Annotated in this window: 13 protein-coding genes; 5 read left to right on the forward strand and 8 right to left on the reverse strand. The window is 70.6% G+C overall.

Translation table 11 applies throughout. The features are described from left to right. Positions 1–386: 386 nt before the first annotated feature. Positions 387–1190, forward strand: coding sequence for a hypothetical protein (locus ACFV7Q_RS05535; protein WP_385423867.1), 804 nt, complete (start codon positions 387–389; stop codon positions 1188–1190). A gap of 484 nt (positions 1191–1674) precedes the next feature. On the opposite strand, the gene ACFV7Q_RS05540 is transcribed toward ACFV7Q_RS05535, so the two are convergent. Next, on the reverse strand, positions 1675–2523 hold the full coding sequence (locus ACFV7Q_RS05540) for an SDR family NAD(P)-dependent oxidoreductase (protein WP_385423869.1): 849 nt from the start codon (positions 2521–2523) through the stop codon (positions 1675–1677). A 103-nt stretch (positions 2524–2626) separates the two neighbouring features. Between ACFV7Q_RS05540 and ACFV7Q_RS05545 the strand changes: the two genes are divergently transcribed. From ACFV7Q_RS05545 to ACFV7Q_RS05555, 3 genes are all read left to right on the forward strand, one after another. Further along, positions 2627–3238 (forward strand): CGNR zinc finger domain-containing protein, encoded by a 612-nt coding sequence (locus ACFV7Q_RS05545; protein WP_385423871.1) that lies wholly within the window; start codon positions 2627–2629, stop codon positions 3236–3238. Between the two features lie 220 nt (positions 3239–3458). After that, positions 3459–4445, forward strand: a complete 987-nt coding sequence (locus tag ACFV7Q_RS05550) for a hypothetical protein (protein WP_385423873.1) — start codon at positions 3459–3461, stop codon at positions 4443–4445. A gap of 300 nt (positions 4446–4745) precedes the next feature. Further along, positions 4746–5402, forward strand: coding sequence for a hypothetical protein (locus ACFV7Q_RS05555; RefSeq protein WP_385423875.1), 657 nt, complete (start codon positions 4746–4748; stop codon positions 5400–5402). A 106-nt stretch (positions 5403–5508) separates the two neighbouring features. Here ACFV7Q_RS05555 and ACFV7Q_RS05560 read toward each other — a convergent pair whose 3' ends face one another. The 6 genes from ACFV7Q_RS05560 to ACFV7Q_RS05585 form a co-directional block, all read right to left on the reverse strand. Further along, complete coding sequence (locus ACFV7Q_RS05560) at positions 5509–6201, reverse strand: hypothetical protein (protein WP_385423877.1); 693 nt, start codon at positions 6199–6201, stop codon at positions 5509–5511. 91 nt (positions 6202–6292) lie between these two features. Beyond that, entirely contained in the window at positions 6293–10366 is a 4074-nt protein-coding gene (locus tag ACFV7Q_RS05565; RefSeq protein ID WP_385424048.1) for a hypothetical protein, read from the reverse strand. Between the two features lie 273 nt (positions 10367–10639). Further along, positions 10640–11722, reverse strand: coding sequence for an ALF repeat-containing protein (locus ACFV7Q_RS05570; RefSeq protein ID WP_385424050.1), 1083 nt, complete (start codon positions 11720–11722; stop codon positions 10640–10642). A 20-nt stretch (positions 11723–11742) separates the two neighbouring features. Further along, on the reverse strand, positions 11743–12306 hold the full coding sequence (locus tag ACFV7Q_RS05575) for an RICIN domain-containing protein (RefSeq protein WP_385423879.1): 564 nt from the start codon (positions 12304–12306) through the stop codon (positions 11743–11745). Positions 12307–12337: 31 nt separating this feature from the next. Continuing rightward, positions 12338–12883: an RICIN domain-containing protein gene (locus tag ACFV7Q_RS05580; RefSeq protein ID WP_385423881.1), complete on the reverse strand. Its 546-nt coding sequence runs from the start codon at positions 12881–12883 to the stop codon at positions 12338–12340. A gap of 44 nt (positions 12884–12927) precedes the next feature. Continuing rightward, positions 12928–14433, reverse strand: coding sequence for an AbfB domain-containing protein (locus tag ACFV7Q_RS05585; protein ID WP_385423883.1), 1506 nt, complete (start codon positions 14431–14433; stop codon positions 12928–12930). Between the two features lie 1372 nt (positions 14434–15805). Here ACFV7Q_RS05585 and ACFV7Q_RS05590 point away from each other — a divergent pair. Further along, complete coding sequence (locus ACFV7Q_RS05590) at positions 15806–16006, forward strand: EF-hand domain-containing protein (RefSeq protein ID WP_385423885.1); 201 nt, start codon at positions 15806–15808, stop codon at positions 16004–16006. 927 nt (positions 16007–16933) lie between these two features. On the opposite strand, the gene ACFV7Q_RS05595 is transcribed toward ACFV7Q_RS05590, so the two are convergent. Next, complete coding sequence (locus ACFV7Q_RS05595; protein ID WP_385423887.1) at positions 16934–17668, reverse strand: helix-turn-helix domain-containing protein; 735 nt, start codon at positions 17666–17668, stop codon at positions 16934–16936. Positions 17669–18663: the final 995 nt, after the last annotated feature.

The raw sequence follows: 18663 nt of genomic DNA on the forward strand, positions 1-18663 counted from the left end.
CCACACATATTTGTGGGGCGGGTGGGGGCCATTCCTTTTTTCCGCGGGGGTCGCCGCCGGGGGCCCACCCCCCCGCCCCCCCCAACGCCGAAGGCGCCGGGGCCGTACGCGCATCGCCGACGACTACGGCCCGCTCGTGGCCCTCTGACGCCCCTGCCCGTGGAATGCTGCTCGACCTGCGCCGGCCGACCCCCACATGGCGCGGAGCCTGAACCATCATCAACCCGGCAATGCGGGATGAGACAAAGGGATGAAACGCCCTCTCAAGTCTTGACGGACGCCGCCGTTACAGCGGTGCGTCCCTGACACGGGGTCAGGGACAGGTCAGGGGCGGGCTGGGGGGATTCCCGTGGGCGGGGGGTGGGCGGGTCGGCAGTCTGGACGGCATGGAGATCACAGCCGAGAAGCGCTCGTCCACCGCCCGTCGTGTGGCTAGGGGAACCGTCGCCGCCGCCCTCACCGCGGCCGCCGTCGCTGGGGTGGCCGTGCCCGCGACGGCGGCGCCCGCGACAGCGCCCGGAGCGGCACCCGTGGCGATACCCGTGGCGGTACCCGTGTACGACTTCAGCGATTGCCCGGCGATTCCGGCCGGGGTAGACGCGAGCAAGTGGAAGTGTGAAGTGCTCACGGCGACGGGGGCGCTGGACCTGGGGAGCCGGCGGATACCGGAACTCGCGCCCATGACCATCACCCACGCCGAGGGGCCGATGCCGGACGGGAGCAAGGGACAGGTTTGGGGTGCGCTGCGCGGAGGGCCCACGGCGGTCCCGGGCGGGCTCCTGGACCATCGCGCGGGAGAAGCCGGGCACCCGCTCTTCCCGCTGTCCCTCCAGCCGGAGTACGGGGGCCGGTCCGACTTCTACTCCGTCGGCAGCAGCATGGGGCTGTTCACCTTGCGCTTCCGCGTCCTGAGTCCCCTGCTGCCGCAGGACTGTGTGATAGGCGGCGGCGACAAGCCGCTGGAGATACGCCTGCAGCGCGTGGGCAGCTCCCAGTGGGTGTCGAGGAACCCGCCGGTCATCGCGTTCGAGGCGAAGGACGACGCCTTCACCGCCCCGGCCGCCGAGGGCTGCGGCCCGCTGGGCCGGCTGGTCAACAAGCGCCTGGGCCTCCCCGCGGCGACCGGGAACTCGATCGCCTTCTCCGCGACCTACACCTTCAAGACCTACGACCAGCTCCCGCCCCGCTGAGGGCCCCTGCTCGCGGTCCCGCAAGGCCACCACCGCCGCCCCGGCGCGCCGCCGTGACGGCGGCGGGCCGGAGCGGCGGCGGGCCAGGGCGGCGGCGGGCCAGGGCGGCGGCGGGCCGGAGCTGTCGATTCCGCGCCAACGAGCGATGCGGTGCCCTCACAGGTCCGGGCAACGGGCAGGGGCGGTTGCTGGCCTGGCCCGGTCAGCCGGGACGCCTACCGGCCCGGCGTTCCGATCCGCCGTTGCCCCAGGTGGTCGTGCCACATGCCCCGGCCATGACCGACCGCGCGTCTCCGTAGCATGCTCAACGCCCCGGTCCACGGCCCGATCCACGCTCACCTTCGCCACCACCTCTGGGCGCACCAGCACCCTGCGTCCCACCGTTGCCCCGTGCAACCGGGCCGCGTACGGGTGACCGTCCCCGCCACGAAGCGCACACCCCGTCCACGGGTGCCTGGGACCCGCCTCGGCGAGGTGATCGCCGCTACCTGTCGACGGCGTCGGTCACGCGCTGCCAGTTGTCCAGGTCTGCGATGCGTGCCTCCAACGCGGGGCGCATGCCCGTCGCGCTGGATGCGCCGAGGGCCAGGCGCAGCGGGGGGTTGGGACTGTCGACCGCGGTCCGGATGCCTGTGGCGATCCGCGCCGCGGCGGAGAACGCGGACGCCGGCAGCTCTCCGATGCCCTTCTGGACCTCGCGGACGGTCTGGTCGTAGTCGCCCAGGCCGGCTGCGACGTCGAGGTTGGCGAGGAAGGGCGTCGCGGTCATCCCGGGCTGGATGATCGTGACCTTGATGCCGAGCGGTGCGACCTCGGCCGCGAGCGCGTCCGACAGCCCCTCGACCGCGTACTTGGTGGCGGCCAGCAGACCCACGCCGGGGTGGGCGGACTGCCCGTAGACCGACGAGCCCTGGAGGATGTGCCCGGACCGCTGGGCGCGGAGCACCGGCAGCGTTGCGCGGAGCACGTTGAGCACTCCGAAGACATTGGTGTCGAACACGGCACGGACCTGCGTGTCGGAGGCTTCCTCAACGGCTCCGAACAGTCCGTATCCCGCGTTGTTGGCCACGACGTCGATACGGCCGAACCGTGCGAGCGTGCCTTCCACTGCGTCCTGGACGGCCCGCTCGTCACGTACGTCCGCCTGGATGAGAAGCAGGCGCTCACCGTGCGCTTGCGCCAGTTCGTCCAGGGAGGAGGTGTCGCGGGCGAGGGCCGAGACGGTGTCGCCGTTCTCCAGTGCCTGGAGCGTCAGTTCGCGGCCGATGCCGGACGTCGCGCCGGTGATCAGCCATGTGCGGAGGTGGGCCTGGTGGTTCGATGCTTCGTTCATGTTGCGACCGTAAGCGGTTAGCTCGCAACGAGTCAACCTAGATCGACTGGAAGGTTGCTCTCTAGTTGGATTAGCACCGCTCACGCTGCTGTATTGTGGGAGGATGATCACTGCGGCAGCCGGATCCCCCAAACCCAGCCCACGCGCCGTCACGCCGACGGTGGAGACCGTTCTCGCGTTCGTGAACACGCGCGCGGACGGATCGGGTCGCCGAGAAGTGTTCGGGGACGGGGACTCGTTCGCGGCGTGGCTGGCGGAGCGCGACGAGTTCGGTGGCGAAACCGTGGTGACCGACGCTGACGCCGCGGTCGCGCGCGAGCTGCGTGATGCCCTGGTGACCGTGCTGCTCGCGCACTCGGGCGACGAGGAAAGTCTGGGTGAGCCGCTGCTGCGTGCCGAGCGCCACCTGCGGCGTGTGGGTTCGCTCTACCCGCTGGCGACGGTGGTCACGGCCGGCGGTGTGGAGCTGGCCTCGCCGCAGGCGGGCGTACCGCGCGTGTTCGGAACCGTACTGGCTGCGGTGACGACGTTCGCCCAGAGCAGCGACTGGGGGCGCATCAAGGCGTGCCGCAACCCCCCGTGCCATTTCGGTTTCTTCGACCGCACCCGCAACGGGGGAGGGCTGTACTGCAGTACTGGCTGCGGCTCCCAGGTGTCCATGCGCAAACACCGCCAGCGGCAACGCCATGGCAGTGGTACGCCGTCCGAGGCGTGAGACCACCCTTCCAGCGAGGAAGGTGATCATCTCCCGCGTCGTAGAGCCCCCAAGGGCGACCGGTCTGTCGGAGGGGTCTCCTAGGCTCCGTTCATGATCGACGGGCGGTGGACCCGCGTTGCAGGAAGGGGCTGGTGTGGGCTGGTGGAACAGGAAACCGGAGGACAGGGCGCGCTGGGTGCTCGACCCTCTGGTGGGGGTGGGGCCGCTACGGTTCGGGATGGATTCCGACGAGGTGAAGGCCGCCCTGGACGGACCGCTGCACGACGGTGGGCAGGTCTCGGCGGACGGCATGTCCTGGAGCCGGTTCCGGGAGACGGGGCTGACCTGCATCTACGACCGTGGGATGATCCTGGTCGCCGTGGAGGTCGATGCCCTGGACGGTCCCCTGGTCCGGGTCGGGGAGGTCGAGCTGATCGGCCGGGTTCCGTCCGAGGTCCGCGCCGAGATCCACGAACTCGCCAGCCGGGAGGGGGCCACGGTGCGGGTGAACTGGAGCGGGGACCCGGAGATCGCGGCTTGGGGGGTCTCCATGGCCACCGGGCAGGAGTGGGGGCCGTCTGCCGAGGGGCATCCGGAGCGGAAGGACTCGGTGGTCACCTCTGCCCTGCTCGTCGGGCCCGAGCTCGCCGACGACCCCTACGCGACGGCGCCCGTCATGCACTGGAAGGACGTTCGTGAGCGGGGGAGGAACCCGGGAGCCTGGCCGGTGACGCCTGACCACGACCGTCCGCGCTGGGAGTGGGTGCCGCTGGAACGGGTAGGACCGCTCCGGTTCGGGATGAGCCCGCCCCAGGTGGCAGCCGCCCTTGACGGCGAGACACCGGCAGGCAGGATCGGCCACTTCCCGTTCTGGTCGTTCGGCACGGCCGGGCAGTGGAACCTCAGCGAGGACCGGTTTGAGAAGGCCGGGGTGAGCGCGCACTACTGGAGGCATCCGGACGGCGTTCCGCGACTGGGTGCCGTTACCGCGTACGGCCGTACCGGGCCGCAGGTCCTCTACGCCGGCCTCACGCTGGTCGGGGTGACGCCCTCAGCCCTCGACGCGGCCGTGCTGCAGCATGTTGAGGACCATGACCTGGGCCTGCGTTTCGCCCCCAGCGGAGCGGTCGCCCCGGACGGGCTCAACCTGGTCCTGGACGTGACGAGGGTCGAGGACACCACCGTCAGCGAGGCCACGTTCTGCGCGGAGCACTGGGAGATGTAGGGCGGACGCCGGCCCGGACCCGCCAGGCACAGGCACAGGCGCAGGCACACTGTGCACCCCGATTGTGAGCATGGAAGTGGTCCAGGCAGGCCGGCCTGCTCGGCGCCGGGAACGATTCACAGTCCCGCATGCGGTGCGGCGCGCGTCCGGGCCGAAGAACACCGCAGGTCAGACGACTGACGAGCCATCCCGCGCTCCGGGCGGGCACGACCACCCTTCCCGCTGGCACCCCGAAGATCGACTACCTGCCGGGCAATGAGAACATGACGGCCGCACCGCAGCAGCACGGAGGGGAAGGCCATGACCTGGGGCCCGGCAACGTACGAGGTGAAGTACCAGGGGACCGCGCCCCTCGTGGTCCGGACGGAGAGCAATGGCGGGGAGGCCGGTGCGGGTTGGCTGAACCGCGACGCCTACGGCCCCGAGCACGACATGCATCCCGGGACCCGCTCCTTCCGCATCCTCGCCGAGGGGAACGTCCCCCTCGCGTACGTACGCACCGAACAGCACGGCTCACGGACGACCGGGCAGCCCACCGTCTACCGCATCGTGGACCACCACGGCGTCCCGTTGGGACGGATCACGTACCGGCGCCGCCCGGCCTTCCGGATCTGCCGGGCACGGTGGACGGTGGAGCCGGTCCAGGGGCCAGCCCTACGCGGCCACCAGGGCCGCCTGGTGTGGTGGGCGGCGTGGTGGCCGGTAGGGCTGCTGCTGAGTTGGATGTTCGCGATAGCCGCTTTCATGGCCGAGGACGACGCCGGCTTCCGTCCGCCCCGCCGGATCACCTGGCGCGACGCCTCGGGCCGGACGCGCCTGGTCTTCCGGGGCATGGCCGAGGACTACCGCGTGCGGGGCGGGGACCTCGACCCCCGCCTGATCACCGCACTCGTGGCCCTGCACCAATCCTTTGACTGGCCCGAGGAGGCCGGGGCCTTCGGCTGGTACGGCGTCTGAGCCGGCCCCGCCGCTCCGGAGCCGGTCCCCGTTCCAGACCAGCGACAAGGTTCGAGGAGGCGTCTCCGCCAGGAAGACACCTCCTCTCAGCCGTTGCCGGATGGTTTCACTCCCTGCCCAGCACCTCCGCGTACTCGGTGAGCTGGTTTTCCTGGTCGCAGGTCAAGTGCCGGATCTCCCAGATCAGCGCGGCCGTGTCGACCACCTCGGGCGTGAGTTCGCGGCTACCCGGCGTCGGGCGGACGCCGGTCAGCCCGGCCAGCACGGCGACCGGTACGCCGAGCACCGCGGCGAAGCCGTCGAGCATCTCCGCATCGAGCGGCTTGGCGCCCCGCCCCACCGCGCCGATCGTCGAAGCCGCCTTGCAGACACCGGACATCAGACACATCGCCTTGGCCGTCCCCGACCAGTTCAGGTTACGGAGCGCGAGCATCCGGAGAAGGAGCGAGCCGAAACCAGGTGGGTACTGCTCGTACGGGCGGGGCTCCCAAGGAGCGAGCATGCCCGCTGGTGCGGTCATGCCGCGTGCACGGGTGCGCAGCAGTTGCCGACCGGACACGGGCAGGGCGAGGGAGCACGACACCAGGGAACTGGAAGCGCCGGCCGTCTCGTCGAAGAGCCACGCGGTCTCAGGCACGGGGAGGTCCGCGACGAGCAGGAGGTCGTGCGTGTGCAGCCCGGTCCGCTCCGCGAGGCAGTCGAGGAACTCCTCGGTCGGGGGCCACGTGACCGAGAGGCCGACCGCGCCCGCGAGGCGCGCCAGACGTACGTCGGGTTCGGGGTATGTCGAGGGTTCCATGGTCACCACGGCTTCGGTCGGGGATGTTCAGTCGTGTCGGTCCCGCTGGGTACATCCTCCACGAGGCTGTACCCAGCGGTCAGGTGCCCGGTCAGGGCTTCTTCGGCCCGGGGTAATAGACCCAGGCCTTCTCGGGGAACACCCAGCCGTGCGCCAGGAAGGCCGCGCGGGTGACGTCCTTCAAGGGCGTGAAACCCTCCCTGTCCAACGGCATGTAGTGACCGGAGAAGTTCTCGATCCGAGTGAACACGCCGCCAGGACCCACGACGAACTCGCCCGCCATGAGCACGGGCTTGCGCTCGGCCAGCGAGGTGTGTCCCGCGCCGCGGTTGACGGCACGCATGTCGTCGACGTGCACGGCGCGCAGTGAACCGTCCAAGCGAACGACGAAGATGTACTCGCCGGGGCGCAGGAACCCACCGAACGGTTCGCCCATGTCCGCCGGAATGTCGCCCTGCGGCGCGTCGTCGACGCCCGGGCGGAACGGCACCCAGACGTACGGACCGCAGTCGAGGTCGGCGTCGTCCGCCGCGGCTGACCGGAGCCGGCTTCCGCTGCCGGTGCGCAGCGTCCCGGCGCCCACGGAGTTGCTGACGGTGGCCTTGGTGGCGGTGGCGCTCTTGGGGGTCTTGCCGCCCTTGCCGCCTCCCTTGCCCCCGCCCTTGCCTTCATCGGTCAGGCACTTGGCGGCCTTCTTGGCCCGCTCCAGTGCCTCGTCGAACTTCTTGTGCTTCTTCTTCGCATCCGCGACCTTGTCGAGGAAGGAGTTGATGCCCGCGATGGCCTTCGCGATCCTCGGGATCTTGCTGGCAATCTTGAGGGCCTTGGCCGGGCCGATGTTCTGGACGATGGCCCACAGGCAGGTCGGGATGTCCGGGTCGTCGATGCAGGCCTTGATGTCCTCGAAGAAGAGTTCGACGAGGATCTCGCCGCCGTTCTCCAGCAGGTAGTCGAGCAGGCCCTTCTCTGCGAGCGCCCGGGCCTCCGCCAGCTCGTCCGGTGTGATGCCGGCCGCCGCGAGGGCCTCCCGCTCCACGTCACCCAAGGAGACGGGCGGGCCGCTGGTCCTCTCCTTGGCCTTGGCCGCCTCTTCGCGTTCCTTGCGCTTCTGCTCGCGCTGGTACTCCTCCGCCTTCTTGGCGGCGTCGTCGGCTTCGCGGGCGTGCTGGTTGGCGTTGCCGGCCGCGGTCTCCGCGGACTTGGCGTGCTGCTCCGCCGAGGTGGCGAGCTTGGCGGCGTCGGTGGCGTCCTTCTCCGCCTTGGTGGCGGCGGTCTGGGCGGTGCTCGCTTCCTTCTCGGCCAGGGTGGCGGCGCCGGCCGCCGCAGCGGCCTGGTTCTCCGCCTCGGTAGCGGCGGCCCTGGCCCGCCCCGCCTCGGCCTCGGCCTGGGTGGCCGCGTTGCGCGCGGCCGCGGCATCTGCATACGCGCCGGTCGCGGCCTGGCGGGCCTGCTCCGTATCGGCCTGGGCCTGGGCGTCGGCCTGGTTGGCCCGGGCCCCGGCCGCCCTGGCCTTCGCGCCGTCCTCCGAAGCCTGCGCGGCCGAAGCGATCGCGGCCGCCCAGGAACGGGTGGCGTCCGCCGACGAGCGTGCTGCCGCGGCGGCCGCCTTGAACGCCGGTGCCACCTGGGCGTTCGCCCGCTGCGCCGCCGCTTCGGCAGCTTCGGCAGCCCCTACCGCCTCCGCGGCTTTGGCCTCGGCTGAAGCGACCTGCTCCTTGCCCATCTGCAGTGCTGCGTTGGCCACCGCCGCCACGAAGTCGGCGTCCACGTCCTTGCCGGCGAAGGGTGCGGTGATCGCGATGGCGGTGTTGGCCGGGTCGGCGATGCCGGCCGCCGTGGAGCGGGCGGCCCAGGAGGCCTGCACCGCCGCTGCGGCCTGGACCTGGGCCATGGCCGCCTCGCGGGTGGCGCCGTCGGCCTCGTCCCGGGTGCGGTTGGCTGCCTGGAGTGCCTGGTTGGCCGCGATGGCGGTGAGTCCGGCCAGTCGAGCGGCCTCGTGCGCGGCGATGCCCGCCCGCCCTTCCTGCGCGGTGGCCTCGGCGGCCTTGGTGTTCGCCCGCTGGGCCGCGGCACGGGTACGGGCGGCTTCGGAATCCGCCTTGTTCGCTGCGGCACCCGCGGCGAACGCGGCGGCCTCGGCCTTGCCTGCGGCGGCGTTGGCACGCGAGGCGTGCGCGCCGGCCTCAGTGGCCGCCGCCCGTGCCCGCGCTGCCGCGCCCGACGCCTCGATCGCCGCGGCACGCGACTTCCTCGCCGCGTCGGAAGCTCCATCGGCGGCATTGCGGGCGGCAGTAGCGGCCCTTCCGGACGCGTCCGCGTCCGACCGGGCGGCGTCCGCGGCTTGGCGTGCCAGACCTGCGTCTGCCGTGCCGCTCACCGCGGCGGCCAGCGACTCGGTGGCCTTGGCCCGGGCTTCGTCGGCGTTGTGCTGCCGTTCCGCCTCGAACGCCTTGTTCCGCGCGTCGCGGGCCTTGGTCTCCTCGTCCTGGGCGTTCTTGTCGGCCCGGGCGGCGTTGCCTTCCTGTGTCGCGGCCCGCGCGCGCATCTCGGCTGCGGTGGCCGCGGCCGTCTGCGCCTCGGCCCGCTGCGCCGACGCCGTGCGCTGCTCGGCGTCGGCCCGTGCCCGTGCCTTTGCCGCAGCCTGCTGTTCCCGTTCGGCGCGCTCCCGTGCGGCGGCGGCCAGTTCCCGCTCGCGCTGGGCGACGACCCGCTGCTCGGCGGCGATCTTGGCTTGGCGCTGGGCCTCCACCCTGGCGTCGCGGGTCTTCTGGGCGTGCTCCCACGCCGTCTTCTCGGCCTGCTCCGCCTCGATCCGCGCCTGCCGGCTCTTGGCGGCCGCGTCCTTGGCGACCTTGGCCTGCTTTTCCGTGGCCTCGGCCAGGCGGGCTGCCGCCCGGGCGTGCTCGTCGGCGTTCTCCCGCCACTTCACGGCCTGTTGTTCATGCAGCTCGGCCCGGTTCTGCGCGTTCAGGCCGGCGGCGTCCGCGGCCGTGGCGTCCACCGCGTGCTGTGCTGTCTGCGTGGCCTTGACCGCGGCCTGTGCCGCCGCTGCGATACCCGCGGCGACTTCGGACCACTGCACGCCGTGCGTCAGCCCGGTCTCCACCAGGACGTCGGCCTGCGCCTTGGCCTGGAGGGCGGCCACCTGTGCCTGCTTGGCAGCCTGGTCGGCGAGCCCGACCTGCCGCGCCGTCTCGGCCTTGACCGGGCGGTAGTCCGAGACCCGTTTGCCGGCCCGGTCCGCTGCGAGCATCCGGTCGGCCTCGCGGGCCTGTGCGGCAGCCGCGTTCATCGCGTTGGAGACGTTCTTCAGCGCCTTCACGGCGTCGCCGTGGGCAGCGATGAGCTTCGTACGGGCCTCAGCCGCGCGGGACGCGTTCTCGGCCAGCTTCCGCAGCCGCTCCGCCGCCTCCAGGGCCTCCTTCTGCGCCTTCTCGTGCGCCGCCCGGTCATCGGCGTCCTTCTGCGCCGCGACCAGATAGCCCTTCTCCAGGAACTCGGCGATCACCTTGGCGTCACCGGTGGCCAGCGCCGCCTGCGCCGCCCGCTTCACCTCCGGCCCACCGACCGCAGCGAGCATCTCCACCCGCTTGCGGATCTCCGCCGCCCGCTGCTGCTCGTTCTGCTCGGTGGCCTTGTCCCGCTGCCGGGCGATGTCCGCACCGAACGCGAGGAAGTCGGCGCGGTCCCGCGCCGTGCCCTTGAGGACCCGTTCGACCTCGGCGTTGAAATGCGGGCCGCCGGTGCCCCGCATCGCCTCGATCTGCCGGCGGTTGGAGGCGTCCGCCGTGTCCTTCTTGTCCTTGGCCCGCTGCCGGGCCTCCGCCTCCCCGCGCTCCAGGAAGTCCCGGATCGCGTTCGGATCGGTGCTCTCCAGGGCCTTCCGGGCGGCCGCGCGGACTTCCTCCTCCTCATCGAACTCCGCGAAGTCCTCCACGAGCTGCCGGTCGCGCTCGTCGCTGATCCGGTCCAGCTCGGTCCTGGCCGCCGGCGGTGGCGTGGCGCGCACCTTGGCGAGCGCAGCGTTCCCCCGCTGCACCAGGTCCAGGGCACGGGCATCGATGACCTCGCCGATGGGCTTCTCGGCAGCAGCAGCCGCCGACGCGGCGGCGGCCGCTTGCCCGGTCAGATCGGTGAGCAGCGCCACGGACACGACTGCGGACACCAAGCCCCGTACCGCACGCGGCACATGACTGCGCGGACTTCCACGACCAATACTCGGCCATAACTTACACATAAAGGGAAAATCTCCTCAGAATAGGGAAAATGAAACCCCTGCCCTCGATGTGCGGGCAGGGGGGAATCGGTGTGTACGAGCAGGTGTGCGGGCAGGCGGCGCGAACCGCGGGACGGCTGCGCCTCGACCTGGAGGGAGGCCATCTGCGCCTGGCTGGCTGGCATCGCGCGCACCAGTAGGACGAGGCGCACGCGGAGACGGTCAGTCCTTCACGCGCATCTCGGACTCGTGCGCCCGCGCGAACATCTCTTGCCAGAACGTGACCGCCTTGGCCGCGTCCGCGTGCTCCTTGGTCCAGGAGCCTTGGTTGGCGGCGGCGGGCTCGGCGATCCGCTTCCAGAGCTCGTCGGCGCTTCCCCGGGCGGCATCGGCGATGTCCCGCCAGCTCTCCGCCTGCGCCGTGGCTGTCGCCTGCCCCGCCGACCACGCGCCGCGTGCAGCGTCGGCGTGCTCGGCGACCGCCTTCCAAGCCTGCTGCGCCTCGGCGCGCGCCCTAGCGCCGTCGGCGGCGCCCTTCAGCGCCGCTTCGGCGGCTACGGCCTCCTTGAGCAACTGTGTCAGGGTGTAGTGCCGCAGCGTGTCGTCGTCGGCGGCCCGCAGCCTGTAGGCCTCCAGGTCCAGCGCGCCACCGGTCATCCAGCCGTAGCCGAAGAACTCCGTGACGTCCGTGTCGGCCGCGCCCGGGCGCAGCGCCCACTGCGCCGCCACCCGTACCTGCTCACCCGGGTCGCTCTCGGCGGTTCTCCGCACGAAGTCCCTGTCCCTGGCGCTCACTTCTTGGCGGTGCTGAGTGGCCGCGTCACGCACGGACCGGTCACGCTGCTGTGCCTCCGCGTACCCCGTCTTCACGAACGCCACCCGATCGGCGTCCGACCCCTTGAGCGCGCGTTCGGCCGCGGAGCGCACCTCCGGCGAGAACTCCACCGTGTGGGTACGGACCACCCGCTCGCAGAACAACCTGTTGCGGGTACGGGTATCCCGTAGTCGCTGTTTGGCGAGGTCGTAGCCACCCCCGGGCGCCAGCCACTCGGAAATCGCCTCGTCGCCCCGGGTGCTGCGCAAAGCGTTCCAGGCCGAGACGCGCAGTTCGGCGGGAAGGGACGACGTGGCGACCCGGAGCACGCTCTCGCGCGCCGCGCCGGAAGCCGCGGCCGCGATGGAGGACGGCTGATCGGCCGGCTGGTCCGCGGCCGCGGAGGCCGCCGGGAGCGGTGCGACGGCCCATGCCGGTGTCATCGTGCCGAGGGTGGCGCCTCCGATCAGCAGTCCGGCCGTCAGGGGCATCACGCCCCCTCTCCAGCGGCTCATGAAGCAGTGACCGGCTTGATCCGCCACAGTTGCGCCGTCGTCTGGTTGCAGGGGTACTGCTGCAGCCGCACGCCCTCAGTGTGATTGCCGTAAGGCACGTCCAGGCAGCGTTCCGCAGCGTGCAGGGCACGTACCTGGTAGACCTTCCGGACGGGGTCGACGAGATCGATCTGCCAGCGCGTCCGCTTGGCCCCGGAGCACTCGCCCAGCTGGATCGCGGCCCCGGCCTGATCACTGCCGTCCGCCACTTCAAGGCACTTACCGCCGGGCATCGAACGCAGCTCAAAAGAGGATTCGCGGGTGGGCGCCTCGGTGGCGACGAGGCGCCACACCGGGCCCTTCCAGGCGGTCGTGCAGAAATCCAGGTACGCCGGCGCGCCGTTGGTCGCCGTGCTGTCGCCCCCGACGCTCAGACAGCGGTTACTCTCCCCCGCTTCCAGATGGACGACGACGCCCTCGGCGGGCTCCGCCGCGCTTCGGGCGTGAGCGGTGGTCGTACCGCCGACCAACGCGGCAACACTGGCGCCCACCGCCAGTGCGGCTCGAGCGATCCGTGCCATCGTAAGATCCGTTTCTTCTCGGCTGCGTAGGTCAGGAGGTGGCCGGCAGGAACCGCCAGCGCTGGGAGGTGAGGCCGTAGCAGGTCGTGATGTACACCTTCGGCTCCTCGCCGGGGCGGTATCCGCCCATGGACAGGCACTCGTCGGGACGGTTCACCGGGCGCAGTTCGTAGAGCTCCTTGGTGACCTCGACGAGCATCACCTTCCAGCGCTGGCCGGAGCGGTCGTCACACCACCGCTGCAGAACGTCCGATTGGTCCTCAGGAGGATCGGTCAGGCACCGTCCGCTGTGCTTCGCCATCAGCTCGAAGGCCGCACCGCCCACGGGCCTCAGCCGGAACAGCTGGTTCTCGGCCTCTGTGCTGCAGGTGCCCTCGACGGCGTAGGCGCCCTCGCGGATACTGCCGTCGACGATCGTGAGGCACGTCTTGGAGTACTCCACTTGCAGGCGCACGTACGGCGGTGCGTCTGCGGCCGCTCGGAAGGTGGACGGGTCGGCGTGGGCGGTGCTCGCACTGCCGGCCACCGCGACGGCACCGGCGCAGGCGGCCAGCGCAGCTCGAATGATGCGGGACATCAGGGGAATCCGTTCGTGTGGTGAGCGGGCTCGGAGGCGAGGGGTCAGCCGGCGAGCGGCGGGGCGATCTTCCAGCTGGTCGTGCTGTCGTGGATGCTGCCGGCCGCGAGATAGCCCCAGTAGGGCCGCAGCCGGCGTTCATCCGGTCCCACCCCCCAGACGAAGGAAGTGCTCCCGGAGCCGGCGAGGCCGGGCTGAGCGCACCAGGTCGCGCTGTTGCGGAACTCCTCGCTTCGGTCGTCGGCGCCGACGACCGCCTTGTGGGCGTCGGCCTCATTGACCTTCAGGTAGTAGCCGGGCCTGCTCACCGACTCGAAGGAGTAGCAGCCGGCACGGCCGGCCAGCGAAGGAAGCACGACCCAGGTGGCGTCCTCGCGGTCGGCCTTGGGGCTGCGACCGTCGACCGGGGTGAGGAAGCCGTATCCGCCGTCCACGGTGCTCTGGCGGGCGTACCAGCCGGCTGTCTTCCCTTCGATCGACTGGAAGGACTGGCGTCGCGCCCGGTACTGGTTGTCCTCCTTGAGGAACTCGGCAACCTTCTCGGGCCCCCCGGCCAGCGCCTCCTTCGCCGCCGCCACGAGCCCCGGGTTCACCCCGGTCTTCTCGGCCGCGGCCTGGATCTGCAGGGCGAGACGGCGGTTCGCCTCGGCCAGCTTCTGGCGCCGCGCCTCGTCGTCCCGCTTGTACGCCTCGTCCGCACCGGCATGGATGAACTGCTTCCAGTCCGCCGGGGTGCTGCTGAGGACCACCCGCTGGGCCGCCGCGAGCAGCTCGGTGCCCGCGAGATCGCCGGGAGCCGTGCGCAGGAGTTCGCGGATGAAGTTGTCGTCGCTGAGGTTGAGCATCGCCTCGGAAGGGCTGACGCGGAACAGCGCCGCGGCGCGCTTCCGCGCGGCCAGCTCCTTGCGGCGCTCGGCCTCGCGACGGTTCTGCTCCTGCAGCTCCTTGATCTCGTTGTCCTGGTCGGTCTTGTGGGCCAGGCGGATGCCGTTGACGATGAACTCCCGCTGGGCTGCGGCGTCGCCGAGCAGCGCGCGGATCGCGGCCGCCTTGACTTCGGGCCCTGCGGCGGAGTGCCTGGCGATGGCGCGGATGAAGTTGTCGTCGCTGAGCGCCAGCAGCTCGGGAGTGCTCGCGATGCCCACGGTCATCAGGGCCTGGGACTTCGCGAGCCGGGCGGCGCGGTCGGCGTCCGCCTGGTCCTTCTCGCGCTGCTTGTCGAGGTCGTACGCCTTGTGGATCCCGGCGGTGATGAACTGCACGTGGTCCGCGTCGACCTTGCTGGCCATGGCCGCCTCCGCCGCCGTGCGCACCGCGCCCAGACGCTCGCCTGCGTCCCGTGCCTTCTGCCAGAGCGCGTGGACGAAGTCGTAGTCGCTGAGCAGGAGTACGTCCGGCGTCGGGTCGAGGCGGACCACAGCCGCCGCTGCCACCCGCTGCTGGTCGGTGGTCCCGATGCTCCCGGCCTGGGCCGCCTTTCCGGCGGGCGCGGCCATGGCCGTCGTCGGCGCGACAGCACCCGATACGGCCGCCAGCGCCGTGGCCGTCACGATTCCACGCCTGATCCCGCTCCGCATGCGGAGGGACGTGGTGTTCCTCTTGTGCAACTGTTCCGAGCCCCCTTGATTTCGCAGGGGCGATCCGCAGCCGGAACAGCAGCGGAAAATCATGCATCCGTCGATCCTGTCCGCACGCGGAAAAACGCCGGACACAAGAATTGCCGACTGCCGACGCACACGGCCATGAATGCGCGGATCGCCCTCTTCCCCCCATGGCGCCATGTCGGCTCCCAGAGCAAACACACAGCGCCCACCGATCAGTCATGATCGATAACCTGACTCTAGGCGCCGAATATCGAACAATCAACGGCGATCTTCCAGCCAGAATGACTGATAATGAGCCAGAACTGATGGCTTGCCCAGCCAACGGCCCTGGCTCATTTCCGGTGGCAGCCGCGCCAGCCCACGACCACCACCGCCGCCACCACCACCGCCCGGCCCCACCCCCGGCGATCCGCCCCACCCCACACCGGTCGGCGGCAGGATCCACCGGAGCCGAACCGACATGCGGAAAACGACGGCCCACCGCAACGGTGTACACCTCTTGCCAGTCCACCTCGGTGGACAGCACAGCGTCCGGGCACCAGCGGAGCTCGGTCTCCGTCCACTCCGCCCCGCACCGGCGAAGGTACTCAAGCGCGGCGATGAGCGAACCATTGGTGCGCCACCCCTGGAACGTGCCGGCCGACTGCTCACCCGCTGCTCAACACCGGTCGTGCGCAGTTGTCTCCGGCGTGATGGGCGCGAGCGATCGGCCGGGCCTGGTCCCGTCGGCGGACGCCGGTCCGTGGCCGTGGTGATCTGCGCGGTGGTGACGGGGAGGTGGAGGTAGCGGGCGAACGCGCATGCCAGGGTCTTGGCCGTGCCGCCCGGCGGCACCAGTACGCAGGCGACGGGCACGCTGGTGCCGCCGGCGTGGACGCGGCGGGTGGGTGCGGTGGGCGTGAGCCAGACGGCAGGTCCGGCCGACCCCTCGAAGCAGAGCGGTGGTCTTGCCGGTGGTAGTCGGGCCGGTGAGGACCAGGGACGGTCGGGCGGTGACGCTCTGGCGGTGACACACTGCAAGTGATGGGCCAGGCGTTCCTCCAACACACCGCCTGCCCTGTGGGCCGCGCGGGGCACAGCCGGCAGCCGAACGCCGCCGGCCCCACCACCGCATCCGCCACCCCTCGAAGAACGCGCCTGATCAGCCACCCGGATCACCTCCACCGAAGCGGGGCCGCCCACCAGATAGCGGAAGAGCCCGGCTTCCGGGCCCAGCCGTCACGGATCACCCGAACGCCAATCCAACCGCCCGTGCCTGCCGCGCACAGTCAGCCGTTAACCCACGACAAGTACCTCCGACTTCGAGGGAGACCCCAGCGTGAGTGCCGAAAAGCGCGCAGCCTTCAACAACATCGACACCGACGGAGACGGATTCATCACCGCCGACGAATTCAAGGCGTCCCTCCAGCGCACCAACACGAACGTCTCGGACGAGAACATCGAGGTGATCGTACGGATGGCCGACGAGAACGGCGACAAGAAGATCGACTTCGACGAGTACACCAAGCTCGTCCGCTGAGTCCGGATACGAGGGCGGCCCCGGTCTCACCAGACCGCGACCGCCTGACGAGCTACCGAAACCGGCCGCCCGCGCTCTCTGCCAGGCCGAAGACAGTGCCGGCAGGGCGCGGGCTGCTGGATCTGACGCAGCGCCATACCGCCAGCCGCAGCAGTCTCGGCTACGCAGCCGCTCAGCACGCCGCGAGAAGATCCGCTGCGGCCGTTGCCAACTTTCCTCAGCATGGACCCCGCCTTCCCTCCTTCGGGAGTGCAGGCGGGCAGCCTGCTCCAACGCCTGCCGGGCGTTGGCCGTCTCCATCGGCACCCAGGTCGCGGACATTCTCCGCGGCGATGGCAGGTGTGCCCCCAGGTCGCTCCACGCGCTGAGTACGGTGCCGAAGTCCCCCGTGATCCGGTCCAACGCATCCGACCACCGCTCGACCAAGCTGTCGTTGAGGCCACAGGGGACCAGGAAGGCCAAGGACTGCTGCCGGCTGGCTGGAACCGCCTCACGGTTGACGATCCGTGCCGCTGAGCTGATCGGGAGCAAGTGGGCACCGCCGGCTCGCTTCTCGAGCTGCATGACGCTGCGTCACTGCCTGCGCCGTGTCGGTAGGCGATGTGAATTGCCAGTGGCGAGTGCCGTGATCAGCCCTGTGGACCGACCGTTACCCAGCCGATCAGATCCAGGTGGTCACCTTCGACGAGCACGTGCGGGCGCGTCCGGCCGCGTGTTTCCGGGTCGGCAGGGACAGCCCTGAGCTTCCGACGGAGGGTCTTCAGTGGGTGGTTCGGGTCGGACTTGTGCCTCACCGTGGAGGATGATCGGCGGCCGCCCCGCGATGCTTGCGACGGCTTCGCCCGGGCCCGTGGCGAGCTACGACCGTCGTGGCCTCACCTTGATCACCAGCCGTCCCTCGGCGCTCGTGGTGTCCGTCCACCCACTTCAGCGATCGAAGACAATGGGCAGTCGTTCATCCATAGCACCCTCGCCTTCGGAAGCGGCGTGATCAGCGAGAGCGCATAGCTGTGCGGGGGTGAGTCCGGCCAGGTCATGGAAGTCATGGTTCATGTGTGCCTCGTCGTAGTAACCACACAGAGCCGCCCGATCAGCCAGCGACCGACAGGCGTCGAACGGTAGCGTGAGCGCTCGTTGGAACCGCAGAATCCGGCTGACCGTTTGCGGGGGCAGTCCGATCTGCTCGCGGAAGAGCCCCTGCAGCCGCCGGCTGCCGCGGCCCGTCGCGGCAACCAGATCTCTGGTAGAAAGCCGCCCGTGGCAGGCACGCAGTCGGCTCCATGCCTCGGCGACGACCGGCGAGGTCGGCGGAGCGTCCACCATCCGCCGCGTCAGGGCGTCCTCGATGATCGCCCAGCGTCTGCCCCAGTCCGGCACTGCAACGAGCTGCTCGGTCAGCTGCGCTGACCAGCCGGTACCCAGCACTTCATCGGGGTGCAGGTGGCAGTTGGCCAGGTGATGCAGTGGCAATCCCAGGCACATGTACGCGCCGATTGGAGTGAAGTCAATCTCGACCCCCTCCGCGGCGCCCTCGAAGCCACCCTTCAGCGACGATGTCTGCAGCCCGGCGAGCGTAGCCTGCCACGTCGTCCGCTGCGCTCGAGCGCTCCGGGTCTCGTGAAGCAGGTGCAAGGGATCCCCCCAGCCGAGGAACAACGTCACCGTGGCCGAGGGAAGACTGCGCCTGAGCGGTACTGGTCCTGCGGTGCGATGACCCCTGTACATCACGACCTGATCCCGTAACCGCTTCGAGGCGCGACGCTCCACGTACCCGCCCCTGTTCATCGACTCCATGGATGTTTCGCCTTTCCCCCTCCACCGCGCCCTCGTACCGTGCGTGTGTCAGTCGACTCTCGTAGACAGAGTGCGCCTTCATACGAGGCGACCGCCCAGACTCCGCAGCGATCTGGACACACGCCGCACGGGACACCCCGTACCCGGGCCACCGCCTGCAGTTGCTCAGCGGTTCCAGCAGCTGGGGATCCAGCATGGACCGGACCGTAGGTGTGCGGGGGTGGATCGTCTACGACCGCACCGTACCGACCACGCCTTCGCAGACCGTACCGACCAGCAGCGCACCGCCCGGTAGCGCGGAGGAACCGTGCGGGCAGTGCTCGCAGAGGCAAGCTATGGCGATCAGCACAGGCCATCGGCTGTCGTCCTCCGCAGGAACCGGTCTGTAGGAGGGCCAGACCCCGCCAGCTCCCGGTGGTGATGTTCGGGCTGCATCAACGTGATGGAGTGCAAATCCGCCCCTGCCAGTCGCTGCCCGCCGCGCCACGGCTGATCTGGCCGAACTGGAGCGTGCGGGCTGGAAGCCGGCCCGGGTGGAAGGCAACGTCCTCACCTACCGGAAATCCGGCAGGAGCCGGCTGGCCTTGAGCCCGGCTGGCGGCGCATGGATGCCCATTGTTCCCGGGGCGGGCGTTCGGCGATGCCCGCCGCAAGTCCGGGAGGGAGCCAGTCCTCGGGCCTGCGCAGCTGGGTCTGGTCCGCGGCGGCACGGCAGAGGTCGCGGATCTCGGTCAACGGGGCCCTGCCTGGGGGTCCTTGACGAGGCAGCGCGAAACGAGGGTCCGCAGTTCGGCGGGGAGCCCGCTCAGGACCGCCTCCGCGCGGCCCTCGAAACCGCCCCTCACCGACGCCGTCCGCAAGCC

Origin of the sequence: Streptomyces sp. NPDC059851 (assembly GCF_042732005.1) — a bacterium.
GTDB lineage: Bacteria > Actinomycetota > Actinomycetes > Streptomycetales > Streptomycetaceae > Streptomyces.